Raw genomic sequence first — 24,853 nt, 5'->3', positions numbered from 1 at the left:
GCAAACTGCCCGTAGCAGCGGAGTCGGGCCGTGAATCGTCGCGTTGTGTCTCAGAACTGCTTGGCTAATTTGTTGGCTATAGGGAAATCAAGTCCACTCCTGACGGTTTGGGGCTCCTGCCTGCCGTCAGGTTGGGGTGTAGTTCCAGTTGACATGCGACAAGCCTGGTGGTGATACGTGAAAGTTCTTGCGTCATTGGGGCAGGAGCAGGCGGATCTGGGTCCTGATGTCCTGCACAATGTCCTCGGTGTCGAGAGCGGGATTCGCACTCACTGCCATGCTGAGGAACATGATGGCCGAGACGATGCGTGCGGTTGTTGCGGCATCATCGGCATTGACAAGTTCGTCGCGGCCCAGGATGGCAGCGATGGCCTCCTCGGTCTGCGCGACGATGGAAAGGGCTTCACTGTGGTGTGGCTCCGTCGGGTCCCCGAAGACCATCTCCCGCAGGTAGGTGCGCCCATTCTCGACCTGGACGCGGTTGCACTCCACGATCGGCCGCACGATGGCCATCAGCGCATTCAGTGCATCCGGGATGGTTTCAGCATTGGCTCGGCCCCGCTCGAGCGCTTCGGCGTAGTGCGCGTTCTGCACGAGTAGAAGGAGTTCTCCCTTGGTCTTTGCGTAGAGGAATAGGGTTCCGGTGCCGATGTCGGCCTTATCGGCGATTTGCTGGGTTGTGACCTCCTCGATCCCGTGTTCCGCGAACAGTTCACTGGCCGCGGCAGTGATGCGGTCAAGCTTCTGCTGCTTGTTCCGCTCGCGTCGTCCGAGCGGCTGGGATGCGACGGGCATGAAGGTTCCTCTGGGCGTAACTGACTGGACTCAGTTATGAGTGTAACGACCGCGGAGGGCCGAGGGCATCCCCGGCATGTCTACTTCTCGCAGTGGGAGGGCTTGACCGTGCTTCACGCAGGTAAGCGCCGGTGTCTGTGTTGTAAGCGTGAGTTGCCGGGGACGAGTTGCTTTGTGACGTGAGGCGCCCATTGTGCCTCCTGGTCTCGAGCGGTGATGGTCAGTTGGCGAGGAATTCGACGGCGGCGGGGGCGAATTTGGCGTGGTACTGGAAGATGGCGCCGTGGCCGGAGTCTGGGTAGATGATCAGTTCGGATCCCTTGATGCGGCGGTGCAGGTCTTCGGAGAGGACGGATGGCACCATGCGGTCGTTGTCGCCGTTGGCGATGAGGGCGGGGTGCGTGAGCGTGGACAGGTCCGACGGGGCGGAGCGGCCGAACGACTGGATGGCCTTCAGCTGCGTTTGGAATGCACGGGTACTGATCGGCTGGTCACGGTTGACGGTGCGTTCCTGGAGGCGTTTCATGAACGCTTTCGCGGCCGGCTTGCCGGTGGTGTTGCGGTTGAAGAACAGGAATTCCTTGGGATCGGACCGTGTCAGGGTTGCCCGGAGGATGTCCCGGTAGGTGGTGCCGACCACCTTGTCCATATCCTTTCCTCCCCTCGGGCCGGTCCCGGTGAGCACGAGCTTGCGGACAAGGTCGGGATGCTTGAGGGCAAGGTCCTGGGCGATCATGCCGCCCAGGGAGAAAGAGAAGACATCGATCCTGTCGAACCCGAGGCCCTTGATGAAGGTGTAGGCGTCGTCGGCCATTGCCTCGATGTTGTCGGGAACCTGTCCGGTGGAAGCGCCGACACCGGGCTGGTCGAAGGTGATGACGTGGCGGTTCTTGGCGATGGGGTCGATGATGCGGGGATCCCAGTTATCCAATGTGGCGGCGAGGTGCACGAAGAACACGACGGGGATGCCGCCCTTGGGCCCCAGCTCGCGGTATGCGTAGGTGACACCTTCGACGGTGATGGTGCTGGTGGGTGCCTTCGCGTACGAGGTGACGACGGAGTCGTGCGGCGTGCCGGTGTTGTCCATGACTGTTAGTTCTCCTGGGTGGTCTGCGAGGTGGAAAGGCTGGGGCGGGTTCAGGCGGTAAGACTGAGCACTGCTTTGCCGCGGATGCCGCCAGCGGCCAGGGACTGCAGCGCCTCTGGGGTCTGGTCGAAGCTGAAGACCCTCCCCACGACTGAGTGCAGCACGCCGTCGTCGACCAGGGCGCTGATCTGGCGCAGCTGGTCCCCGCTGGCGCGCATGAAGAGGAACTCATAGCTGACGCCGAGTTTCCTGGCCTGCCGCCGAATTTTGCTGCTGAGAACGGTGGTCGCCAGGCGCAGCACGGGATTCAGCCCGGCTTTGCGAGCGAATGCCGGATCCGGCGGGCCGGAGATCCCGATAGCCTTGCCACCGGGTTTGAGGATGCGCAGTGACTTCTCGAGGTTTTCCCCGCCGAGGCTGTCCAGCACTAGGTCATACCCGCTGAGGAGCTGCTCAAAGTCCTGGGTGCGGTAGTCGATCACCACGTCCGCCCCGAGGTCGCGCACGAAGCCGGCGTTGGAGCCGCCCGCGGTGGTCGCAACTGTCGCGCCGAGGTGCTTGGCGAGCTGGATGGCGATCGAGCCGACCCCGCCGGCGCCGGCGTGAATGAGAACCTTGTGTCCGGGTCGGACGTTGCCTTGCTCGACGAGGGCCTGCCATGCCGTCAGCGCCACCAGCGGCAGCGAGCCCGCCTCCTCCATGCTGGCCGACGCAGGCTTCAGTGCAAGGTCATCCTCGGCGACGGCGATGCGCTCGGCGAAGGTGCCGATGCGGTCCTGGTCGGGGCGGCCGTACACCTCATCGCCGGGCTTGAAGCCGCGCACCTTTGCCCCGACTTGGAGGACGGTGCCGGCGACGTCGTTGCCGAGGATCAGCTGGAGTTTGTAGGGCAGGATCTGCTTGAACTCGCCTAGCCGGATTTTCTCGTCCAACTGGTTCAGGCCCGCTGCCTGCACCTGCACGAGGACATCGCGGTCCCCGACGATTGGCTCAGGGACGTCCGCCTCGCGCAGCGGCTCCCTGTACTTGGTGACTACGAACGCTCGCATGCCGTGATGCTCCTTCTAGGGGTGTTGGTTAGTAGTTGCCGCCATTAGTGCAGCGGGATGCCGGGGGCACCATCCTGCCGCGCCGGCCACGTTGTCAGTACGGGCACCCCTTGGACTGGCCGAGCAAAAAATGATCATAATCAATTATGACTGAACTCAGATACTTGTCAAAGGGAAGCCTGCTCGTTGCGAGTAGGGGAGACCCGAGGACCGCTCATACTGCGTGTGAAGCGGGGTATTCGTGGCCCCTTCCCTACTCGCAGCCGCGCGTACCGGTTGGATGATCCGGGTTTGGGAAGCGCCGCCGTCATGTGAGTGGTTCTTCATGACCACGGCGCCAAGCGTGTTCTAGGCGGTCTTGGCGGCCAGCTGGGGGTAGAGGGCCTCGATGGGGCGCTAAGTCCGGCCTTGAGCTGCACAGATGTCTCGTTGGCCAGGACCTCGTACTCGCCGGCTTCGAGGGCATCCAGCACCGTGCTTACGAGATCGGCCGGGTTCATCTTGGGATCGGTGGCGTTCGCGGCCATCGCTGTGTCGATGTACCCGACGTGAATGCCCACCACATGGACCCGTTCGGGGCGAGTTCCAGGCGCAGCGAGTTGGTCGCCGACCAGAGGGCGGCCCTTGGTGGCGCTGTAAATGCCGCCGACGGCGTACCGGCTCATTGCGGAGTGGATGTCGATGATAACCGAGTCATCCTTCGCGGACAGGACAGGTGCGAAGGCGCGGGCAACGAACAGTCTTGAGCCGTTGGCGTCTGCAGCAGAGCGGACACGCACTCACGTCTCCCTGGCGACTTCTTCGACGAGTCCGTGGCCCTTGTCATCGGGCACCTCCACGGCCCGGGGTGCGCAGAAACCGGTCGACTACCGGTCACGGTGGTCGAAGAACTGAGATCCTCTATCGCTGAATTAGCGACCTCAGGCGTCGGCGTGCAGCTCGGCAAGCAGGGGAGATTCTACCTAGGTAGACCCACCTCCTAAATCAACATTCACTGGCGAACTGTCTGGGATGGGTCTCGCAGCTCTGCCGCGCCTCATGCTGAAGCAAAGTGGCTGGTCAGAGGGGAGTTCCGAGTCCCACCTCGAGCACAGTGTTTTCGCAGGTCAAAGCGGTTTGAGGCTTAGAGTGCGCACAAAAACTTGGGCACTCATCGTTCTTGCGTTACCGGTACTTGGCTCGGTTCTGTGGTTCCAAATTGGGGCGCAGAGAAACATCCAGTCCGCGTCTCGGCGGTCAAGCGAGATACCCGGCATGCGGGAAGCCAGGCTCTCTGCTGAGGGGAACTCCCTGAAGGTTTCCCCAAACTGTGGCTTCGCCTCTCAACGGCATCAGCAGCCTCGAAAGAGCCATTTTGGGGAACTCGAACCGGTCGGGTGTCGTGGTTCCGCCCGACAGGGGTTATCGGGCCTGGGCCAATGCAGTCTGGGTTCGGCTAACGTGCACCAAGAGTACGGTGATCGACCGGCTTACGGGCCACGATCCTAGGGTGAGGCCGGTGGCGTAAGTGCAACGTCGATGGCGAACTCGACTGCATCGCGGCGAGCGTCGGTCGATTGGACAAGAAGCGACTGGATAGCTTGGATCAGCGCCACAAGCCTGGGCGTTCGAATCGTTGAAAGGCGTTCCATCGAAGTGGCAAGCGATTCCGTGACGAGGTCGTCTACGTGGTCTCCGAGGGCGCCCGCGTGAGACCCATCGGGAGCTACATAGCTCCCTCCGATCGAGATGTCGCCCAGGAGCGCTAGCAGAGGTACGCGGATCCCGTCCGGAACATCGCCGGCCACGACAGCTGCGATGAACGGCACCGCAAAGGCCGTTGCCTGATAGACCGTGCCCTGATGGCAGATGTTCGAGTAAAGCCCGTCAGTGATTGCTAGGGAAGGATCAGCTCGAAGCGCAGCCAACGATCGCGACACGTCGCCTGCGATGGCGACTGACACGTCCCCGGCGACGCCCAGCGAAACGACGCCTTTTCCGTAGCAGTGCTCCAGTTGGCTCCAGTCGACCCGGTCGAGTTCGTCCAAAGCATCGAAGCCTGTCCCGTTCGGTTGATACGGAGTATCCATACAAGTGAGAGTAGCCAGACACGAACGCGGAGGGATTTCCTGGTGGCCAGTGGGCTCCGCGCTGTGGCCACCAGGGGATGTTCTGACACCCCGCTCGTGTGGTTTCGTGCTGCGCGTGGCGTTCGGGCGGAGCCGCGCGCGTTGAATGCTGTTCGGATGATGGGACGAACTTGGGCGGGGCTAAGGAAAAGCGGACACCTCACGATGTGTGGTCAGACCGGAAGGCTGCGGATGAGGCCGGAGACGCGGTCCTTGCGGCAGTGCTGGCCTCCGAGCTGCTGAAGCTGACGCCCAAGTCCTATTACAGCTGGTTTCAAGCCGGTCTGCTGTCCAAGGCCCTTGGCAACTTCTACTCGTCCTACTTAGCGCCGATAAAAGGTCTTCTCCGGTCCCGATCGATACCGGCAGCCACGGCGGGCGGCCCGCCTCACCTCTGGGCTTGACATGGCCCCGGCGGAAAATTCGGGTCAGCTATTGATCGTGCGGCCGAGGGAGCGTAGATTGTTCAACAAGAGGATTGTTGAACAATCCGAGGCCCAGTAGGCAGCCCCTTGTTGGCTGCTCCCACTAAGGCCAAACCGAAACGGAATGGTCAGGAGAATAAGCCGTGAAGAAGAGGGTTCTGGTGGCGGAGAAAAGAGACTGCGGAGCAAGGCAGGCGCCGACGCCACGGCAACAAGGCATACATTGGGAATTGCCCGGCACCGGGCAAGGCCCCCTGGCAACATACATCTCGTTGTCCGAGAGCGACCTTTTTCCCGGTGATTCGGCGGCCCCGGCTTGCCTAGGCTCAACCAATGACCCGGAAGGCGCTCGCTGCCAGTGCTGGAAGACGAGCGCGTCCGTGGACCACCCCCACCTCCAAATCGCTTAGAACCTTGACCTCGCGGCCGGTTTCCTTCGTGAGGAGGCCGGCGAGTTCTTTAGCAGCGTTCGCAGCCGTTGGATCATCGCTCATCGTGATGGTGGCGACTGGCTGGACCCGGGCACTACTGATAAGCGGGTGAACAGCGTCCGGAACCACGGTCCCGAACTCGTCGAGTCGGCCGCATGAGCAGCATCTTTGAGGGCACTGTCGCCTTCCCGCCCGGACACGACAGGGGACGGGCCTAAGCCCGTCCCTGCCTGGCGTCGGTTGTTGGGCCGGCTTTAGGCGGGCCGTCCCGGCTATGTTCTTTCCGTCTTATGCCAAGGCCTGTGCCGCAGTTTGATCGATGTCGACGATGCCGGATATTGCTGAGATATCAAGCACGATTCCTTCCGTAGGCACCAGCGGCGCAAACGAATGGCCGGTCCCGACCGGACGAACCGAGATCCCACGCTTGGTCGCGTCGGCGACTATCTCGCTCACATGCTCTACAGAAACGGCCTGAATGACCGCCTCGGGCTGGCAACTTTGAGTGCCCGCCCAATTACTCCACGTCGTTTGAATGCTCATGTTTCAGTCTCCCGTCCCTTGAGGCTGCATCCGGTCGCATTGTGAAGGCTTATTGCAGCAATATTCCGGTAGGCAGATGCACGATTCCCGAATTTGGTGACAAGCAGATCGAACGCCGCTAACGGGATTCCGTCCAACCGGCGCTGGAATTGCCGCTGTCCGGCGCTGGGGGCTTTGCGGTCATGCTCTCTTCGGTTGTCCCGCCCATGAGATGTTTGAGGGAGGTCGCAACGCTATGACGTTCATTGAACCCCGGCAGCCGGCTTGCCCGGGACCGAAATGCCTGGCTCAGGTCGTGAATCGGATTCAAGCTGTGCCGGGGAATGTGGGCGAGTGGCGGCCGGCGGTGGTGAGGGATTCCCCACGTCCGGAGGGACCGTCGCACGCCGGTCCGTCGCGGCTCAAAATGCTCACAAAAGAGCGTGTGCACAAAAGCTCGTTTTCTGTGCACACAGAGGGAAACCTCCATCCGGATTCTCGCTACTGGCGGGACAAGGGCGGCGAAACGTGGCCAATCCTGGTGGAGAAATGCCGGCTATTGGAACCTCCAACCCCAAGCCCAGTGGCCACTGCAAGGTGAGCAGCGGGCTGTGGAAATGAGTAGCGGGGCGTGGAGTCGCAAATCTGGGCGTCGTCAGCGTTTACCGTGTACCCGTCGTTGTCGGGGTTCTTATCTCTGAAGCCGCACGGCCAATCCACGTCCACATGCAGTTCCGCGGGAGCGTCCAGCTGGAGGATCGGCGGGGACAGGAATTGTCGCTGCTACACTCTGCTCATGGTCGGGCTTCCCTTCGCGGGAGACGGGCTGGTGCACGCCGGCGCGTTAGGGCTGGGGATCCTCGCAGCCCTGCTGTTCTACGCCTTCGAGAAGCGCCGGCGCGGCCTGTCCGACCCGCGGCTGTGGCCCATTGCCGGTTTCGCTGTCGCATTCGGGGCGATCGGTTCAAGGGTCCTCACATGGGATTTTTCCCGGCAGGTTTCCCTGGCGGAGTGGTGGGGCAACGGAGACCGCAGCATCCTCGCGGGCCTTGTTGGCGCGTGGCTCGGCGTCCATTTGGGTAAACGGCTGACTGGTTACGGCGAATCCACCGGCGATTTGCTCGCGCCTGCGGTCGCCTTGGCGCTGGTCATCGGTCGGGTGGGCTGTCTCCTTACGGAACTGCCCGGCACCCCGACGGGGGGAGCATGGGGGATTTCGCTCACGCCCGGACAGGCTGAAATGTTGGGCGGACTTCCCGGGGTGGGACTGCACCCGTCCTTTGCCTATGAAATCGTGTTCCACGCGGCTGCATTCGCGCTCATGTGGCGCTTCCGGGATCGCCTCCCTGGTCCTGGTGACCTCTTCATCTGCTACGTAACCTTCTACGCCCTGTTCCGCTTCGGCGTCGAATTCGTCCGCGGCAATGAGGTGCTCTGGCTGGGGATGAGCCGTCCCCAATGGTTCCTTCTGGCGATTCTCCCACTGCTGTTCTGGCGGATGCTGCGGGTCTTCGGGAAACCACTCCGCCCGAAGGTGGAAGGAAGGGTGGCATGAGCAAGGACAACCCACCGCCCCAAAAAGAAGAGGAGCCCCCTGAACCGGGGCTCGGCCCCATGGGGTTCGGAATCCTGGTGGGGACTACTGCCCTTTATGCCTTCTATCTCTTGGGCCCTAGTGCTTTCGGTCGGCTGCAATCCGAGGCTGGTTCAGGACCCTCTTCCATGCGTTTCCTGACCGGGCCGTCCGCCTTCATTCCTGTCGCCGGCTATCTGGCGATAGCGATCATTCTGGCGGTCTGGCCACCCACATCCCGGTGGGGTGCGGGACTGCTGATTGGCCTGGGAATCTTCACCCTGCTCGGCGGCGGGATCTGCGTCGGAGCCCTCGCGCAGATGGGAGCCTGAGATATGTCCCCCACCGTTCTGGCGGATGCTGCGGGTCTTCGGGAAACCACTCCGCCCCAACATGGAAGGAAGTGTGGCATGAGCGCTGACAACCCCGAGGAAGCCTGGAGCCCACTGCCACCGCCTCGGGAAGAGGATCCACCCCTTGAACCAAGACGTGGCTCCATGGTGCTCGGAATCCTGCTCGGAACTGTTGCCCTTTATGCCCTCTATTTCGGGACAACAGCCGGTATCGCTCCGGATGAAGGCTACAAGACCTTCCTCGCCGGGCCTGGAGCGTTCATACCAATTGGCGCGTATCTGGCGATTGCCAGTGCCCTGGCAATCTGGCCACGCACCTCCCGATGGGGTGCAGGGCTGTTGATTGGCCTGGGGATCTTCATCCTGCTCGGCGGCGGGATCTGCGTCATGGCCCTCTCTCAGATGAGTAGCCGGATATGAATCCGTCACCGTTCTCTTCCCGGCAGTCGCTGCCCGGCCCCGGCCAGCCGCTCCGCGGGGACCGCATTCACCGGTACGTCACAGCCTTCTGTCCCCACTGCCACGAGACAAATCCCCCGCTCGCGCAGGTCCGGCGCCTCTCCGGCGCGCTGCTGATCCGCGATGACCGGGTCTGGCTCGAACGCGGCTGCCCGGACCACGGACTCGTTAGGACGTTATACGACGAGTCCCCCGAGATTTTGCGCTACCTGGAGAAGTGGCAGGCGCCGACCAAGCAACATGTCCCGGACCAGGCCGGCAATTACCGCCAGGTACCGGAGGCTTACGCGTATGGGCTGCCCGCCATGCAGACGCAGCACACGTGCATCCTCCTGCAGGACATCATCGAGCACTGCAACCTGCGCTGCCCCACCTGCTTCACGGCCTCCGGCCCCCAGCTTCAGGGAGTGGCGCCGCTCAGCGAGGTGCTCGCGAATATCGACACCCGGCTTGCCCGCGAAAACGGGCGGCTGGACGTGCTGATGCTCTCCGGCGGCGAGCCCACGCTATATCCCCACTTGGCCGAACTTCTGGATGAGCTCGTCACCCGGCCAATCGTCCGGATCATGGTGAACAGCAACGGCATGCTGATCGCCACCGACGACGAACTCCTCGCACTGCTGGCCAGGCACCGGGACCGCGTGGAGGTGTACCTCCAATACGACGGCCCGTCCAAAGAAGCATCCATCCACCATCGAGGGGGAGACCTGACCCGCTTCAAAGACATGGCCATCGCGCGTCTGTCCGAGGCCGGTGTTTTCACCACCCTGACAATGACAGCGACACTCGGGGTCAACGACGGCGAGGTCGGCGCCGTCGTCATGAGGGCCTTGGAGACCCCGTTCGTGGGTGGCGTTGCACTTCAGCCGGTATTCGGTTCAGGGCGCGGCCACGGCATCGACCCCACGGACAGGCTCACCCACACGGGCGTGCTGGACCGTCTCGCGGAGCAAACCGGCGGGGTGGTCTCATGGCACGACCTGACAGCACTCCCGTGTTCACATCCGCATTGCGCATCCGTGGGCTACATGCTGAAGGACGACTCGGGGGTCTGGCGTTCGCTGACAGCCCTCATCGGGCATGATCGGCTGCTCGCGTGGCTGGAACTCAATCCCGACAGCATCGCCAACCGCATCGCTGACAGCGCGATCCCGCTCGAGCTGCGCACCCTGATGAAGTCTTCCCTGCTGGACCTGCTGAGCGAGCAGTCCTCGCTGTCCCACCCGCGGACAATGGATCTTTGGAAGAACATCTGCACGCAGTGCGACCTCGGCATCGGCACGCTCACTACACTGGCAGCCGGTAAGCTTCCAGGGCAGCAGCAGCGGCTGCGTCGGCTTCTCGGAGAACGGATCACCCGCATCATGGTCAAGCCCTTCATGGACATCTCCACCATGATCGAGGAACGGCTCACACAATGCTGCGTCCACGTGGGCACAAAGAGCGACGCCGGCGATCATCAGTGCGCTCCGTTCTGTGCTGTTCAGGCATGGCCGGCCCTGGCCAGGCAACGAATGAGCACAGCCACGGGCACGCGGCTCCTCCCAGTCCGCCAGGTCTGAGTCAGGGATAAGGAGGAATGATGAGTTCTGCTTCCGATGCTCGGCGCATTGCCGCCGGGCCCTTGCCGTCGCAGCTGGTGCGCGCCAGGCACGCAACCCGGCGCGGACACGGGCCTGACCCCGACGCCGATCCGCTGTCACCGCAGACCTTCGATCCGCTGCGGCTCTGCATCTTCGCGACCATTGCCCTGCTCGGCTGGGCAGCCGGCCCGGCGGCACTGGCCGTGTTCGCTGCGATCGGATTCGCAGGCTACTGGAAAGCACGACGGCGGGGACTGACCAAATCGAAGTGCTACCTCCGCGATACGAGGCTGGTCCTGGCGTACCTGGGCATCCTGCTTGCAGTCGGGTTGTGGGGGATCTACTCAATGGCAGCTCAGCTCTTCAGCTCTTAGACGCCTCAGGATATGGCGATAGGCCCACTCTCCGGGGGTGGAAGTTCCTGCGACCGGCACCATGCGGTCCATTGGGTGCATCAAGCGGGTCTACAATGAGCCATGCCCGTGACCGGCCGAGCCGTCGCTGCCGCGGTGCTGCTCGTCATTGGGGCAGGACTGGCCCTGCTGGCTGTGCTGGCCCACTACGAATTCATGCGTATATATGGCGATGTCAGCGGTACTGCGTTGGAGGGGCTCACGTGGGGGTTGACTGCCGGGCCCTCCGGATTGGCGCTCGGTCTGGTCGCGGTGGCTGCCATCATCGGCTTCATGCTCTCGACACGACGATGGATGCGGCTGACGGCCGTGGCCATCCCGGTCCTTATGCTGATCGGGATGTTCGCTGTCACCCCCGCGGCGCTGGGGCAGAAGATGGAGAAACAATTTGTTTCCGCTCCGCAATGCGTGACCGAGGGCACGGACGAGCCGATGGCCAGCGCAGATCGTGAGTCCCAGCAGGCGTTCGATTCCATCAGTCACATCGGCCATTTCAGGGGTGGCGGCATAGGTGGTGTCGGCGGCTGTACCCGCTGGTTTGTTCTCTCAGGAGACGGCGATGTATTGCAGCACTATCGTGCAGCACTGCCAGCGGCGGGCTGGGAAGTGGTCAAGGATGACGGGCGCCACCTGCGGGCCCAGCGTGATGGCCTGGCGTTCGAGGCGATGCCCTGCCCTGGAGGCGGTGTTGTTTGGGCCGGAAGTGAGGAAGACCGCGCGTTCGGGCAGGGAACGGTTATGCCGGCGGGTTCAGACATTTGTGCTGCACTCCACTGAAAACGACATGAGACGCAGGCGGTTTTCCAAGCTTGTCGTTGCGCGCATCAGTTAGCGACGGTTGCCTACTTCGCGGTGCCAGTATCGTGCTTCCTCGCTGCCAATGCGCAGGATGCTGTCTGGCTGCGGGGGTGCTGGCCAGATCTGGAGGAGGTAGGCATCGACCGGGTGGTCAGCGAACTCACCGGCGTGCCCCTGGTCTCTTCCCGTAGCGCTGACCCGCAACCGGTAAGTGCCCGGCGGAAGGCCTTCCAGTGTTCCCCGGTTAGCGCCCGCCCAGGTGCTCCACTGCATCTCGTGTCCTTCCGGGAGGGCAAAGCACACTTCCACGACGTCCTCCCAAGAAGGATCATCCATTGCAGGTTCGTCCATCAGCACAATGCGTACCGGCGACCCTCCTGACCGGCGGGCCAGGTTGATGTACACCCCGTCAGGATCCGCAGCGCCGACCAAGCCGTTGTTCTGGCCGGCAAAAACCCGATCGAAGTCGCCATCGAAACCGCCGTCCCGACTCCAGACGAGGTCGAACTGCCCGTAGTCGGTTTCAACAACCTGGTCAAAGAGCAGCTTCTCCACAGCATCAGGGTATGGCGCGGAAGGCGCACTACAAAAACCACCCGCGTCGCGGCTTGACCAGCAAGTACGACGGGCACGTAATCACGACAGCAGCTGCGCCGAGACCGGCAGCTGACTTGATCCACCGGAGCTGGTTCCCAATACCACCGGCCGCAGCCTGGAACTCATTGACATCAGGAGGCAGGACAACGAGGTCTCCAGGCTCTATCTCCCCTCTATCTCGGCAACAACGACGCGATGGAATTCGACATCCAACCCCTGCGGACAGATCAGCCCCGACAACACATCCTGTCCCAGTCCGGCTAGTAGATGCCCTATCCGCAATGCACGCACCGCCTCTTCTCGTTGGGAAAAACCTACACCCGGTCCAACGGTCGACGCCCACTTCTGCAAATAAAGCGCCTGGAACTGCACCGCCGTTCAGGGTGAAACGAAGCCGTTGGTCATTCCGTGGCATCACTCTGGCTTGGGTCACCGGCTCGCCCGGAGGCAGGGCAGTATCGGCGAAGTGGCCGCACACACTGTTTCCCTGGAGCGTGATCCGAAAACCAATCGGTGCCCAACCTCGTCGCGATGGCGGGCAGCCATCTGGGAGCGCCCGGCGGCTGAGAGTTTCCGCAGATTTGGGTGAGCGAGACAGACGAGTCGCCGCGCTGAAGATCATGCCAGTGATGAATTCCATCCCGGGCAGGAGTGGGGGAGGGGCGCGATGACCCGTTAGCGCAACACCGGTTCCTTGGCCCCGAGAAGTGTCAGTTCATTGCGGCGCGGGAAGCCTTCCCAGTCGCCGGGGACCAGGCAGGCGAAGGCGCCTGTTGTAGCGGCGGTCTCCAGCATTTCTGCCGGGGAACGGCCGGTGACGTATTCGGCCAGGTATCCGGCCACAAACGCGTCGCCGGCGCCGACGGTGTCCACGGCCTCGACGGCGACGGCCTCCTGCCGGAGCACTTCGCCGTCGATCAGTGCAAGGGCGCCGTGGGCGCCCAGTTTGATGACGGCGTGGCGGGGTCCGAGGTCTGCTATCCGCCGGGCCAGTTCCTCCGGTTCGCCGACCCCTACAGCGATGGCGGCTTCATCTTCGCCTGCGAAGACGATATCGGCGAGTGGGATGATGTCGCGGTAGACGCTGCCAGCGCCTTCGGCGGACCAGAGGTTTCCCCGGTAGTTGAGGTCGAAGGCCACGGGGACGCCTGCGGCTCTTGCTGTTTCGATCACGTACCCGAAAGTTGCTTCGGCCTGCGCTGAGAGGGCGGGTGTGATCCCGCTGACGTGCAGCAGGCTTGCTTCGCGGATGAGCTCGTCGTCGATGTCGTCGGGGCTGATCCGGGAGCCGGCGCTCCCGCTGCGGTAGTAGCTGACGCGTTGCGTCGCAGGCGTTCTACGTTCCTTGATCATGAGGCCGGTGGGGGCGGAAGGGTCGACGGCGACGCGTACGTCCACACCTTCGGCGCGGATTTCGCGTTCCACGAGTTGGCCAAGGGAGTCCACTCCCACGCGTCCGCACCAGACGGCCTGTACGCCGAGCCGTTGCAGTCCGATGGCGACGTTGGACTCTGAGCCGCCGATGCCCAGTGCCATGGTGGAGGCGTGGGCGAGGGGGCCGACCTGCTCGGCCCGCATGAGGGCCATGGTTTCGCCGAATGTCAGGACGTAAGGCGCAGGGGAGGCGCTCACGGTTGCGCGCCCATCTGATCTGTGGTCTGGTCGAGCAGGTGACGGACACGCCGTGCCCTGGCCGTGAGTTCGCGTAGGTCCCCGCCCCTGAAGGCGTCGCCGAGGAGCGGCCCGCCGAGGCTGACGGCGAGGGCTCCCGAGCTGATCCAGCCCGGTATGTCCTCGATGTCTACCCCGCCGGAGGGGATGACTTGGATGTCAGGGAACGGGCCGCGGAGCTGGCCAACGTAGCCAGCGCCGACCACGGATGCCGGGAAAACCTTCACCGCGGTTGCGCCGAGTTTCCAGGCGGCATGCAGTTCCGTGGGGGTGAGACCGCCAGGGTAGACGGCCACACCGCGCCGGATGCACGCCGCGATGATGTCGGGGTCCGTCACCGGGGTGACGATGTAGGCAGCGCCGAGGTCCAGTGCCGTTTCTGCTTCGTCCGCCGCAGTCACGGTCCCGACGCCGATTTCCAGGGTGGCGCCAAAGTGTTCCTGGAGGCGGGGGAGCTCGTCGAACACCCCCGGTGTGCTCAGCGTCAGTTCGATGCTGAGCACACCGCCCTGCTGCAGTGCCTCGATGACCGGGGCATACTCCCTGGCGTGCGTGGCCCGGAGGACGGCCACCACTCTCGTGGCGCGGAGGATGGAGGACGGAGCCGGGCGGGAGATCGTGCCCTGGTGTTCGAGGCGCAGCATGGGTTCCTTTTTCGGAGGTGGTTGGGCCGGAGGACTTTACTTGGCGTGGCGGGCGTCAGCCAGCGCGGGGTCGGCTAACTCGGCCGCGGCAGCGGGCGCCGGTCCGCTGCCGAGCCGGCGGGCATCCTCCGGGTCCGTGAGGTCGCGGTTGAGGGTTTCCGGCGAGAGTCGGGTGGCAATGAAGCTGACAGCCATGACGAGGGACATGTAGATGGCTACGGGAATCCAGGAGTTGCTAAAGACTGCCAGGAGTCCGGCGCAGACCATCGGTGCGATGCCGCCGCCGATGATGGAGGAGAATTCACGGCCCAGCGTGACTCCGGCGTAGCGGTAGCGGCTGCCGAAGATTTCCGGGAAGTAGCTCATGTGGACGCCGACGACTCCCTGGCAGGCGAGCATGAAGCCGACGATGATCACCAGGAGGATGGCGATGGGAGAACCGGTGGTGAGGAGCATAAAGGCCGGGGCCGGGAAGAGGACCAGTGCACCGGTGATGATGGAAACCACGCGGCGTCGTCCGATCTTGTCGGAAAGCATGCCGAAGCCCACGGCGGCAACGCCGCCGCAGAGTGATCCGATGAGGAGGACCTGCGGGATGAACTTGGGATCCGTGCCGACCACCGTGATCAGGTACGAGGCCATGAACACCTGGATGGTGTAGGACTGAGTGCTGACGCCGAAGTTCATCAGGATGACGCGCAGCACGTTGGCCTTGCCGAATTTCGCGACTTCGCGGAGCGGTGCCGGCGGCTCGGTGCGGGCCTGCTTGATTTCTTCGAACACGGGGGATTCATCCAGCTTGCGGCGGATGACCAGCGCGGCGATGGTTACGAAGATGCTGGAAAGGAAGACGAGCCTCCAGCCCCAGGTCATCATGTCGTCCGGAGCAAGGGCCTGGGCGCCGATCCAGACCAGGGCGCCCAGCGCGGTCCCGGCGGCGGCACCGACCATGATCAGGGAGGCGAGCTTGCCGCGGGTGCCCGGCGCAGCCGATTCCGTCAGCAGGGTGGCGCCGCCGGACTGCTCGGCGCCGGCGCCGAAGCCCTGGGCTGCACGGCAGAGACAGAGGAGGAGCGGGGCGAGGACGCCCACCTGTTCGAAGGTCGGCAGCAGGCCGATGACGAGGGTCGCGCCGCCCATCAGCAGCAGGGTGGTGACGAGGATCCATTTGCGGCCTAGGCGGTCACCGAAGTGGGAGAAGAAGATGCCGCCGAGCGGGCGGAACAGGAAACCGACGGCGAAGGTGCTGAAGCTGGCCAGCAGGGCGGCCGCGGGTGAAATGTTCGGGAAGAACAGGTGGCTGAAGACCAGCGCGGAGGCCGTGCCGTAGATAACGAAGTCGTAAAGCTCAAGCGTGGTGCCGATGAGGCCCGCCAGGGCCGCTTTCCGGACCTTCTTCTGGTCTACCGCCGTGGCTTGGGGATGTTCTGTGGTCATTTCCATACTCCTTTGAATGGATGTCCTGCATGGACGGTCTGAAGCTCCGCAGAGGCGGGAGTACATCAGTAGCTGATGAGGACCTTGAGGTTGGTGGGGTCCGTGACCGGGGCTGTGAGGGCGGTCGCGGCATCGGCCAGGGGGTAGGTGCTGGTGATGATGGACCGCAGGTCCACCTTGCCGGATGAGGCGAGTTCGATCGCCGTCGGGAACGCCTGCGCATACCGGAAGGCGGTGACAAGGTCGATTTCGTAGCGCTGGAGGAAGCCGAGCGGGATGCCGTCCACGGTGGGCCGTGCCTGGCCCACTACCGTGGCCCGGGCCGCCGGCGCCAAGGTCTGGATGCCGTCAATGAGTGCCCGTGTGTTTCCGGAGCATTCGATCAGCCTGTCCATGCCGGTCAGTTCGAGGGTTGTTGCAGCGATATTGATGGTGCGCGTGGCCCCGAGCTGCGCAGCAACGGCGAGGCGGTCGTCGTTCACGTCGGTCATGATGATCTCCGCTGCGCCCCGCACTGCGGCAACCTGTGCCACGAGCAGGCCGATGGGCCCCGCGCCGGTGATGAGCACACGGTGTCCGGGCTGCACTTGGGCCCGTTCAACGGCCCAAACGGCGACGGCGAGCGGTTCGATCGCTGCCCCGATCTCCGCCGGGACGGATTCCGGGAGCGCATGGAGTGCAGCTGCCGGCACCACCGCGTGGCGGGCGAAGAGGCCGTCCGTGGGCGGGGAGCCGAAGCACGTGCCGGACGGGCATAGGTTGTACCGGCCGGAAACGCATGTGGGGCAGGTGCCGCAGGGGAGCGCAGGTTCAATAACGACGGCGGTGCCCGCGGCGACAGCGGCGGTCTCGCCGGCGGCGATGACCACCCCTGCGCCCTCGTGCCCAAGGACGGTGGGCTGGCGGAGTACGTTGGTTCCGTTGCGACCGTCCGCGAAGTAATGCATGTCCGAGCCGCAGATGCCACCGGAGCGCATTTCCACCAGGACGTCGTTCGGACCCAGTGCCTTCAACGGTTTCTGCTCAATGCGGAGGTCTTTGGCGCCGTGCAGGACGGCGGCTTCAGTGGTGCGCGGCAGCGCCGGCTGGTCCGGGCGGCGTACGGCTTGCGTGGTCATGTGATGCTCCGGCTCTGTGCGGGAAGTAGGGCGGTGGACTCGGCCGCGGCCCGGGCTGCGGCCGTGGGTCCGTGCTGGCGGATGATGTCGATCAGGTCACCGGTGCGGTGGATGAAGTCGTCGCGGGCGGCGAGCTCGTCACCCAGGAGATGCAGCTGGCCGAGGACTTTTCCAGCGAGTTCCCGGCCGGAGGCGGACCCTGCGGCGAGACGTTGCAGCGATTCCCTGGCGGGGTCCTGCATCTCATGGGCGTGAATGCCGGGGTCGAATCCGTCCAGCGGTGCGATGCACGACAGGTACGCGGCGGTGGTGAGGGCGAGGTAGTGGGGCATGACGCCGGCGTCGAGCATCTGCAGCGCGGGGAGCGGGATCCGCTGGCGGAGCTTGACGGATCCGTCCGATCCCACCTGGCTGGTCCGGTGCCCCAGGGCCGAGTTCCGCCACCGCGAGAAGAGCTGGGCTTCGTAGGCGTCGACGTCGACATCGCCCGGCACCTTGATGCTGGGCAGGTACTCGTGCCGCAGGATGGTCCGCGCGGAGGTCTCGATGTAGTCCAAGGCGGTGGACTCGGGAATCGTGGCAGCATCGGAGAGTGCGCCGAGGTAGGCGATCAGCGAATGGGTGCCGTTCAGGAGCCTCACCTTGAGCTGTTCGTACCCCGCAACGTCGTCGGTGAAGATCGCGCCGCCGGCTTCCCACGCCGGGCGGCCCGCGATGAAGTTGTCTTCCAGGATCCACATCGTGAACGGCTCCGCGGGGACGGGAATCCGGTCCGTGTATCCGAGCTGCTCCGCGACGAGCGTGCGGTAGTGGTCCGTTGTGGCGGGCACGATCCTGTCCACCATGGAGGACGGAAACGTCACGTTGGCGTCGATCCACCGAAGTGTCTCGGTAGCTTCCGCGGCCGGCAGCAGCGAGGTGAATTCGCGGACGAGCCGGCGGGTGTGGTGGCCGTTGTCCGAGAGGTTGTCGCAGCTGAGGATGGTGACCGGTTCGCCATGGGTCCGGGATCGCTGCTGGAGGCCGCGGACGATCTGGCCGATCGGCGTGCGGGGGGCCGCGGCGTGCGCCAGATCGTGCTGGACGTCGGCGTCGGCCACATTCAGCGAACCGGTTGCGGGGCTGTAGGTATAGCCGTTTTCAGTGACAGTGAGGGACACGATCCGGGTTGTGGCTGCGCCGATTTCCGCGACAACGCGTTCGGGGTTTTCCGCCGCGACGAAGGCGTCCGAGTGCACCCGCGGTGTGGAGAAGGTCGATCCTTCGGGCGATATCTCCACTACCGTGTAGGTCATGTCCTGGGCATGCATGGCGTCGGTGACGGCGCTGGAACGGCTGGATACTCCGATGATGCCCCAGTCGCCGCCGTGGGCGCTGATGGCGGCGTCGGTGTAGACGGCCTGGTGGGCGCGGTGGAAGTTTCCCATTCCGAGGTGGACGATGCCGGGGGCCGGTACTGCGTCACGCCGGACGATTCCGGGCGTGGATGCCGTCAATGGTGCAGGCTGGGGGCGTGTCATGGTCACCAGTCCTTCATGGAGCCGTCGAGCTCACGGGCGATGGGCAGGTAGGCCTGCTTATAGGGGAAGCGGGCAGCCGCTGCTTCATCCACCTGTACGCCGAGTCCGGGTTCGTCGCCGGGGTGGAGGTAGCCGTCCTCGAAGCGGAAGCTGGAACGGAACACCTCGGAGACCAGGGGGTCGTAGCCCATGTATTCCTGGATGGCGAAGTTGCTGGTGGCCAGGCCCAGGTGCAGCGAGGCGGAGAGGTTGATGGGGGAGACGTCCGAGGGCCCGTGCGGGGCGCCCTTGATCTGGTAGACCTCGGCCAGGGCCAGGATTTTGCGGACGTGGGAGATGCCTCCGGCATGGACGACGGCGGTGCGGATGAAGTCGATGAGCCGTTCGGTGATGAGCTGTTCGCAGTCCCAGATGGTGTTGAAGACTTCGCCGATGGCCAGTGGGATGGTGGTCTGCTGGCGCAGGGTGCGGAGCAGCCGCTGGTTTTCGGCCGGCGTCACATCTTCGAGCCAGAACAGGTCCACGTCCTCGAGGGAGCGTGCCAGGCGCGCGGCTTCGGTGGGGTTGAGCCGGTGGTGGACGTCGTGGAGCAGCTTCAGTTCCGGTCCGACGTGCTCGCGGACGGCCGAGAGGATTTTCGGGGCGTGGCGCAGGTAGGCGGAGGTGTCCCAGTCCTCTTCGACCGGGCCGGCGCCGCGTCCGGCGGGTTCGTAGCTGGCGGCGCCCTTGGTGACGCCATAGACCTTGTCCAGGCCGGGAACGCCGGACTGAGCGCGGACGGCCCGGAATCCCTGTTCACGGCGGTGGTCAACGGAGTCCAGGAGTTCGGGGAGGTCCCAGCCGGTGGCGTGGGTGTACGTGAGGATCCTGTCGCGGGCGGCACCGCCCAGGAGCTGGTAGACGGGGACGTCGAGGGCTTTGCCCTTGATGTCCCAGAGGGCGAGGTCGATCGCGCCGATGGCGGCCATGGTGACCGGTCCCCGGCGCCAGTATGCGCCTCGGTAGAAGTACTGCCAGGTGTCTTCGATCCGGTCGGCGTCCCTGCCCAGCAGTGCAGGGGCCAGATGGTCACGCAGGTAGCTGGCCACGGACAGTTCGCGGCCGTTCAGGGTGGCGTCGCCCCAGCCGACTATGCCGTCGTCGGTAGTGATTTTGAGCGTGACAAAGTTTCGGCTGGGGCTGGTTACCAGGACGTCGACGTCGACGATTTTTCGGGTCATCGGGAGATCACAACATTCTTGAGTCGTTCGTTCTTGGACAGGCGGGTGATGTTTTCGGCGATCTCCCGGGCGCGGCCGCGGAAGGTTTCTGCCGTAACGCCGGAGGAGTGCGGGGTCATGATGATGTTGTCCAGCCGGCCGAAAGGCATGGCGGATGGCTCGCCGCGGCCGTTGGGGCCAGGGTACTGGTACCAGGTGTCGATGGCGGCGCCGGCGATCCGGCGGTCCTTGAGTGCCTCGTACAGCGCAGTTTCCTCGACTATCGGACCGCGGGCCACGTTGACCAGCAGCCCGTCCGGGCCTAGGTCGTCGAGCTGGGCGGCACTCACCAAGCCGGTGGTCTCTTCCGTGAGCGGAATGCTGATGATCAGGATGTCCGATTCGCTGAGTGCCTCAGCCAGCCGGTCGGTTGAGCCGGTCCAGCGGAGCGAGTTCGCCAGCGGATCCACCGTGCCGCTGCGGGTGATGGCGATGCCCTCGGCCCCGAAGGCCTGCAGCAGGTTCCAGGCGGCGCTGCCGATGTGGCCGAAGCCAAGAAACGTCACCACGGCTCCGCGCAACGTTTCAGGCTGGCGGATCTCCGGGGAGTAAACGGAGGAGGACCAAACTCCCGTGCGCAGGGCGGCGTCCTGTCCGATCAGGTTCCGTCGAAGGGCAACGAGCACGGTGGCGATGTGTTCGGCAATGGAGCTTTCGTGGTGGAACGTGTTGGCGCAGACAGCTCCGGCCGGCAGCGCACCGGCCTCGATGCCGTCATAGCCCGCACCCGCCACATGAACCAGGCGGACGTTCGGCGCAACCGCGCCCATGGCTTCCGTGAACCTCGGTCCCACGTAGACGTCGGCGTCCTTGATGTCCGTGAGGACCGAGTGTTCGTTCCAACTGTCGTGCCAGGATGCGGTTGCCCCGTCAGGTAACGCGGCCTCGAAGGTGGATCGTTGGGACATCAGGTTGGGGTCGGCGATGACGATTCTCATGATTACTTTCCCTGGATTGCGTGATCTGCAGTGCGTGCAGCGAACGTGGAGCCACGCACGATGAGCTGTGAACCGAGGTGGACCGCCTCGGTGGCAGTCGGCTTCCCGGCCACCTGCTCGAGGAGAAGCTCGAGTCCCAGGGAGCCGCTTCGCTCGATGGGAACCCGGATCGAAGTGAGGCCGGGTTCAGCGGCAGCGGCGATATCCAGGTCATCGATGCCCACCACGCTGATGTCCTCGGGGCAGTGATAACCGAGCGACCGTGCCCCTGCGAGCATCCCTATGGCCACGAGGTCGTTGTAGGCAACGACGGCGGTGGCGCCGCTGGCGACCACGGAGGCCGCAGCCGCGAGCCCGCCGTCGACCGTAGCATTCTGGTTTCCCACAGTGACAAGTTCGATGCCCCGCTCGGCACAGAAGCGGGTGATGGCTGCAAGCCGCTGGCCATTTGCCCAGGACGAGGCCGGCCCCGGAATATACGCAAGTTTGCTGTGGCCCAAGGCGTGGAGGTGCTCAACCGCCTGGCGGAGGCCTTCTCCGGCGTCCATCAGCACACGGGCTGCGTGATCGGCTTCGCCGTTGATGACCACGAGCGGCGCGTTGCCCACAAGCTGGTGAATCTGGTCCGAGGGCAGACGGGGAGAGCAGAGGATGATGCCGTCTACTCCGGCGGCCAAGGACTCCAAGTGCTCGCGTTCCCGTGAGGAGGATTCGGCAGTATCGGCCAGTACCATGCGGTGGCGGCCGTGCCAGGCCTGGTTCTGGATGGCCTTGATGAGCGCGGCGAAGACGGCGTTGGAGATGTCGGGCACAATGACGCCGAAGGTCCTTCTGCCGGTGAGCCCTGGTACGTCATAGCCCAGCTCGGTGGCTGCTGCCATGACTTTTTGACGTGTGTCTGCTGCCAGCCGCCCGGGATCCCCGAACGCCCGGGACGCTGTTGCCAGCGATACCCCTGCCAGCTTTGCGACGTCCGTGAGTTTTGCCGACATCAGTCCTCCAGTTGCCTCGTTGAAACTCTTCTCCTCAAGTATGGAAATAGTTGTACAAGTTTGTCAATAGTTTTCCATGATGCGTATCACAGGGACATGGAGGCAATGCTGGATGGATGGCCGCGAGGCCTGCAGGGCAGCTTCGGCTTGGCGCGTCAGCCCTGCAGGGCCGGGCGGGACAGTTGCGGACCACCAGGCGGAGGGGCAGCACTTCGGTGCGTTGCTGCAGGGAGGGGTCTGCGATGCGTTCAAGGAGAAGCCGGGCGCCGCGGACGCCGACGTCGCGGCTTACTGGGCCCACGCTGGTGAGGGATAGGCGCCGGATTCCGGCCAGATAGGTGTTGTCGTAGCCGATAAGGGAGAGCTGTGCGGATTGGTTCAGATTGGCGATGTTTTCAGCGGAGTGGCGGATTCTCAAGGGTTGGCGCCCGGTTCGAGTCCCACCTCGGGCACGTGTTTTCCCTGTTCAGAGGCTTTTTAGCATCTGAGTGTGCACAAGTTGTGTTGTGAAGGGCCCCTTCGGGGACTTTTTCATTGGTGGCCGTTGCCGGTTGGCTCCTTCCGTGCGGCAGCGATAGTTTGTCGTTCGATACCAGTTCATGGGCTTCATGGCCCGGCCAACATGACCTGAGAAAAATCTGGTGCAAGTTTCTTTGTTGCATCCTTGGGTGTTCACAGGTTCCTCCTTGGCGGCTGTTGGTGGCTGTTCTGCTTCTCATGGTGGGTGCGGGTTGAAGTTGCATGACTTTTAGGAGTTGGGTGCCATCCGTGACTTGTCCGCGCATATTTTTACCTTCACTACTGTTCACAGCACAGTTCCCGGATAACTGCATGACTGCCTGGCTGAGGGTTGGGACTGATGTGCTTCAAACATGCAGGCGGACGGCGACTAACTCTGAGAACGAGCCACACGTCGGCTTGGCTCGGCCGGAGGACGACGGGGGAGTGACGGCCGCACCTACCCCCGCTCGACTTTCAACTGTAGGTTTGCCGGGCCACCCGAAAGTGACACCGGCGTTGCTGACAATTCTGGTCCGTCGTTGTCTCACCAGGCTGTCTCGAGACGTCTCTGAGGCTCCGAGAACTCAGGGTACTTGCGAGACAGAGAAAGAGGGCGAAGTTGCGTGGACTGTCGCAAGCACCCTTGTCTGAGGAGCAGCGCGAAGCCGCGTCCGCGACCGGTTGGGGGTCGAGGGCCGTGGCGAGCAAGCTCGGATGGGTAGGAAAACTGTCCTCCGGTTGCACGAGAGCGGAACAGTTGTGCTTTTCCCGCTCGGGGCGGGACGGGCATTCGCCTGACAGCCGCCCGCAGATCCGGTCAAACCAGCCAGCGCCACCAGCGTGACCGCTCCGGTTCCGGCGTCGGTTCCGGCTCCGGCTCCTCGCCCAAGGCCAGCGCGGCCTCGACGATGTCGTCCGCGGTGAGCGTCATGACGGCCTCACGATCGAGCGCGTCGAGACTTTGCTTCTCGTCGAGCGACAGCCGCAGCGCCTGGCGGTTGAGCGCCTGCTCGAACAGCGTGCGGGCGAACCGTGCGTTGCCGGAGTCCTCGCCCGCGTGGAGCCCGGTGAGGATACGGCGCAGCATCTGGTCCGCACCCGGCTCCAGTGTGTACTCGTGCTGGGCCAGCATCTGGTGGAAGATCGTCTGTAGTGCATCGACGGAGTAGTCAGGGAACGTGATCTCGCGGGCGAACCGGGAGCGCAGTCCGGGGTTCGAGAGCAAGAAGGCCTCCATCAGCCGCGGGTACCCGGCCACGATCACGACCAGGCGGTGGCGGTGGTCCTCCATCCGCTTGAGCAGGACCTCGATCGCCTCAGGGCCGAAGTCCGTACGACCGTCCTCCGGGGCCAGCGCGTAGGCCTCGTCGATGAACAGCACGCCGTCCAGCGCACGCCGGATCACCCGGTCCGTCTTGATGGCGGTCGCTCCGACGTACTGCCCCACCAGGCCCGAACGGTCGACCTCGACCAGGTGGCCTTTCTGCAGCAGACCGACCGCGCGGTACATCTCGGCCAGGAGCCGCGCCACGGTGGTCTTGCCCGTGCCCGGGTTTCCGAGGAACACCAGATGCTGTGATGTGGCCACCTCCGGCAAGCCGTGCGCCTTACGGCGGGCCTGGACTTGGAGCAGTGCGACGAGGGCCCGCACCTGTTCCTTCACGGTCTCCAGTCCGACCAGCGCGTCGAGCTCAGCCTGCACCTCGGACAGCGGCCGGGCCGGCCCGGGCCTCGCACCGATGAGATCGCCGACCAGGTCGTCGACGCGCTCCGAACCGGGCAGCTTGAGCTGATCGGCCAGATGGCCGATGGTTTCGCGCAGGTCGTCGAGCGGATGGCGGCTGGCAGCCATGCATCCACTGTAGTACTCGATTCCCAGGTATTGAACGCGGCAACCCATCCTGGCCCACGCGCGAGGGACAAAAATTAACGGGTAAATGCCGCTGCCGGGATCTGAAGCTCGTGCACGCGCCTGCACGGAAAACGCTAAACCACCAATTTTACGGGAGGGGGGCTTCTCTTCCCGAAACTGGCTCCGCCGGCGGGGGCGATACCTTTCTGCCCCCTGGGGTATGGAGCAGAGCGCGCAACGTCTGGATGGTGTCGGCCTCCGCGGCCGTCTTGTCGTCACGGTAGCGCTTGACGCGTGCGAACCGAAGGGCGATTCCACCCGGATAGCGGGGAGAGTGTTGGACGCCGTCGATGGCGATCTCGACCACGGTGACCGGCTCGGTCCACACCGTACCCGCCGTACGCCGCACCTCCAACTCCTGGAACCTTTCAGTCTGCCATTTCAGCAGCGCATCGGTGAGGCCCTTGAAAGTCTTGCCCACCATCACGTAGCCGCCGGGTTCGCCGAACTCGCCAACAGGGTCCAGGGCTCCGAGGTGCAGGTTCGACAGCAGCCCGGTGCGCCGTCCTGACCCCCATTCGCAGGCGAGCACCACCAGGTCGTAGGTGAGCACCGGCTTCACCTTGATCCAGTTCGAACCCCGCCGCCCGGCGGCGTAGGCCGAGCCCACCGCCTTCACGTTCCCTGTCAACTTGAGCGTGTTGAAGCTGTGCGGGCTTGGCTCGAAT

General features: G+C 64.2%; 23 protein-coding genes and 1 pseudogene. 6 read left to right on the top strand and 18 right to left on the bottom strand.

From position 1 onward, the window contains the following. Nucleotides 1-192: 192 nt before the first annotated feature. The 6 genes from JYA52_RS03560 to JYA52_RS03535 all read right to left on the bottom strand — a co-directional run bounded on the left by JYA52_RS03560 (nucleotide 193) and on the right by JYA52_RS03535 (nucleotide 6,438). A complete protein-coding gene (locus tag JYA52_RS03560; RefSeq protein WP_205651773.1) occupies nucleotides 193-795 on the bottom strand; it encodes a TetR/AcrR family transcriptional regulator in 603 nt (200 codons plus the stop codon). Nucleotides 796-1,015: 220 nt separating this feature from the next. After that, the gene (locus JYA52_RS03555; RefSeq protein WP_205651771.1) at nucleotides 1,016-1,882 is read right to left on the bottom strand and encodes an alpha/beta fold hydrolase; all 867 of its coding nucleotides are present in this window, start codon (nucleotides 1,880-1,882) and stop codon (nucleotides 1,016-1,018) included. A gap of 50 nt (nucleotides 1,883-1,932) precedes the next feature. Continuing rightward, nucleotides 1,933-2,931, bottom strand: coding sequence for an NADP-dependent oxidoreductase (locus JYA52_RS03550; RefSeq protein WP_205651769.1), 999 nt, complete (start codon nucleotides 2,929-2,931; stop codon nucleotides 1,933-1,935). 323 nt (nucleotides 2,932-3,254) lie between these two features. Next, nucleotides 3,255-3,710 (bottom strand): Rossmann-fold NAD(P)-binding domain-containing protein, encoded by a 456-nt coding sequence (locus JYA52_RS03545; RefSeq protein WP_240459917.1) that lies wholly within the window; start codon nucleotides 3,708-3,710, stop codon nucleotides 3,255-3,257. A gap of 705 nt (nucleotides 3,711-4,415) precedes the next feature. Then, nucleotides 4,416-5,000 carry a hypothetical protein gene (locus JYA52_RS03540; RefSeq protein ID WP_205651767.1) on the bottom strand — a complete coding sequence of 195 codons (585 nt, stop codon included), beginning with the start codon at nucleotides 4,998-5,000 and terminating at the stop codon, nucleotides 4,416-4,418. A 1,183-nt stretch (nucleotides 5,001-6,183) separates the two neighbouring features. Continuing rightward, nucleotides 6,184-6,438 (bottom strand): FAD-binding protein, encoded by a 255-nt coding sequence (locus tag JYA52_RS03535; RefSeq protein WP_205651766.1) that lies wholly within the window; start codon nucleotides 6,436-6,438, stop codon nucleotides 6,184-6,186. Between the two features lie 775 nt (nucleotides 6,439-7,213). Between JYA52_RS03535 and JYA52_RS03530 the strand changes: the two genes are divergently transcribed. The 6 genes from JYA52_RS03530 to JYA52_RS03505 all read left to right on the top strand — a co-directional run bounded on the left by JYA52_RS03530 (nucleotide 7,214) and on the right by JYA52_RS03505 (nucleotide 11,575). Then, nucleotides 7,214-7,972, top strand: coding sequence for a prolipoprotein diacylglyceryl transferase (locus JYA52_RS03530; protein ID WP_205651764.1), 759 nt, complete (start codon nucleotides 7,214-7,216; stop codon nucleotides 7,970-7,972). Continuing rightward, a complete protein-coding gene (locus JYA52_RS03525) occupies nucleotides 7,969-8,322 on the top strand; it encodes a hypothetical protein (RefSeq protein ID WP_205651762.1) in 354 nt (117 codons plus the stop codon). Before JYA52_RS03530 ends, JYA52_RS03525 begins: the two co-directional genes overlap by 4 nt. A 78-nt stretch (nucleotides 8,323-8,400) precedes the next feature. Beyond that, entirely contained in the window at nucleotides 8,401-8,763 is a 363-nt protein-coding gene (locus tag JYA52_RS03520; protein ID WP_205651760.1) for a hypothetical protein, read from the top strand. Beyond that, nucleotides 8,760-10,364: a radical SAM protein gene (locus tag JYA52_RS03515; RefSeq protein ID WP_205651758.1), complete on the top strand. Its 1,605-nt coding sequence runs from the start codon at nucleotides 8,760-8,762 to the stop codon at nucleotides 10,362-10,364. The genes JYA52_RS03520 and JYA52_RS03515 overlap by 4 nt, the downstream gene beginning before the upstream one ends. Nucleotides 10,365-10,384: 20 nt before the next feature. Then, nucleotides 10,385-10,759 carry a hypothetical protein gene (locus JYA52_RS03510; protein WP_205651757.1) on the top strand — a complete coding sequence of 125 codons (375 nt, stop codon included), beginning with the start codon at nucleotides 10,385-10,387 and terminating at the stop codon, nucleotides 10,757-10,759. A gap of 108 nt (nucleotides 10,760-10,867) precedes the next feature. After that, nucleotides 10,868-11,575, top strand: coding sequence for a hypothetical protein (locus JYA52_RS03505; protein ID WP_205651756.1), 708 nt, complete (start codon nucleotides 10,868-10,870; stop codon nucleotides 11,573-11,575). Nucleotides 11,576-11,626: 51 nt separating this feature from the next. Here JYA52_RS03505 and JYA52_RS03500 read toward each other — a convergent pair whose 3' ends face one another. From JYA52_RS03500 to JYA52_RS03445, 12 genes and pseudogenes are all read right to left on the bottom strand, one after another. After that, complete coding sequence (locus JYA52_RS03500; RefSeq protein ID WP_205651755.1) at nucleotides 11,627-12,151, bottom strand: peptidase associated/transthyretin-like domain-containing protein; 525 nt, start codon at nucleotides 12,149-12,151, stop codon at nucleotides 11,627-11,629. Between the two features lie 717 nt (nucleotides 12,152-12,868). Next, nucleotides 12,869-13,825 carry a sugar kinase gene (locus JYA52_RS03495; RefSeq protein ID WP_307869299.1) on the bottom strand — a complete coding sequence of 319 codons (957 nt, stop codon included), beginning with the start codon at nucleotides 13,823-13,825 and terminating at the stop codon, nucleotides 12,869-12,871. Beyond that, nucleotides 13,822-14,508, bottom strand: coding sequence for a bifunctional 4-hydroxy-2-oxoglutarate aldolase/2-dehydro-3-deoxy-phosphogluconate aldolase (locus tag JYA52_RS03490; RefSeq protein WP_205651754.1), 687 nt, complete (start codon nucleotides 14,506-14,508; stop codon nucleotides 13,822-13,824). The genes JYA52_RS03495 and JYA52_RS03490 overlap by 4 nt, the downstream gene beginning before the upstream one ends. A gap of 36 nt (nucleotides 14,509-14,544) precedes the next feature. Further along, the gene (locus JYA52_RS03485) at nucleotides 14,545-15,945 is read right to left on the bottom strand and encodes an MFS transporter (protein WP_240459916.1); all 1,401 of its coding nucleotides are present in this window, start codon (nucleotides 15,943-15,945) and stop codon (nucleotides 14,545-14,547) included. Nucleotides 15,946-16,010: 65 nt separating this feature from the next. Further along, entirely contained in the window at nucleotides 16,011-17,063 is a 1,053-nt protein-coding gene (locus tag JYA52_RS03480; protein WP_205651753.1) for an alcohol dehydrogenase catalytic domain-containing protein, read from the bottom strand. After that, on the bottom strand, nucleotides 17,060-18,583 hold the full coding sequence (locus JYA52_RS03475) for a mannitol dehydrogenase family protein (protein ID WP_205651752.1): 1,524 nt from the start codon (nucleotides 18,581-18,583) through the stop codon (nucleotides 17,060-17,062). The genes JYA52_RS03480 and JYA52_RS03475 overlap by 4 nt, the downstream gene beginning before the upstream one ends. A 2-nt stretch (nucleotides 18,584-18,585) precedes the next feature. Further along, nucleotides 18,586-19,803, bottom strand: coding sequence for a D-mannonate dehydratase ManD (gene manD / locus JYA52_RS03470; protein WP_205651751.1), 1,218 nt, complete (start codon nucleotides 19,801-19,803; stop codon nucleotides 18,586-18,588). Continuing rightward, nucleotides 19,800-20,780 carry a 2-hydroxyacid dehydrogenase gene (locus tag JYA52_RS03465; RefSeq protein WP_205651750.1) on the bottom strand — a complete coding sequence of 327 codons (981 nt, stop codon included), beginning with the start codon at nucleotides 20,778-20,780 and terminating at the stop codon, nucleotides 19,800-19,802. Before JYA52_RS03465 ends, manD begins: the two co-directional genes overlap by 4 nt. 2 nt (nucleotides 20,781-20,782) lie before the next feature. Continuing rightward, nucleotides 20,783-21,772: a LacI family DNA-binding transcriptional regulator gene (locus JYA52_RS03460; protein ID WP_205651749.1), complete on the bottom strand. Its 990-nt coding sequence runs from the start codon at nucleotides 21,770-21,772 to the stop codon at nucleotides 20,783-20,785. A gap of 34 nt (nucleotides 21,773-21,806) precedes the next feature. After that, nucleotides 21,807-22,190, bottom strand: coding sequence for a substrate-binding domain-containing protein (locus tag JYA52_RS03455; protein WP_205651748.1), 384 nt, complete (start codon nucleotides 22,188-22,190; stop codon nucleotides 21,807-21,809). Between the two features lie 900 nt (nucleotides 22,191-23,090). Beyond that, nucleotides 23,091-24,125, bottom strand: coding sequence for an AAA family ATPase (locus JYA52_RS03450; protein ID WP_205651747.1), 1,035 nt, complete (start codon nucleotides 24,123-24,125; stop codon nucleotides 23,091-23,093). Between the two features lie 148 nt (nucleotides 24,126-24,273). Further along, nucleotides 24,274-24,804: pseudogene (locus JYA52_RS03445) on the bottom strand (ATP dependent DNA ligase); the annotation flags it as partial. Nucleotides 24,805-24,853: the final 49 nt, after the last annotated feature.

The organism is Arthrobacter pascens, assembly GCF_017052465.1.
In the GTDB taxonomy this organism is placed as follows: Bacteria; Actinomycetota; Actinomycetes; order Actinomycetales; family Micrococcaceae; genus Arthrobacter; species Arthrobacter pascens.
This window is presented reverse-complemented; position numbering and strand designations above follow the sequence as displayed.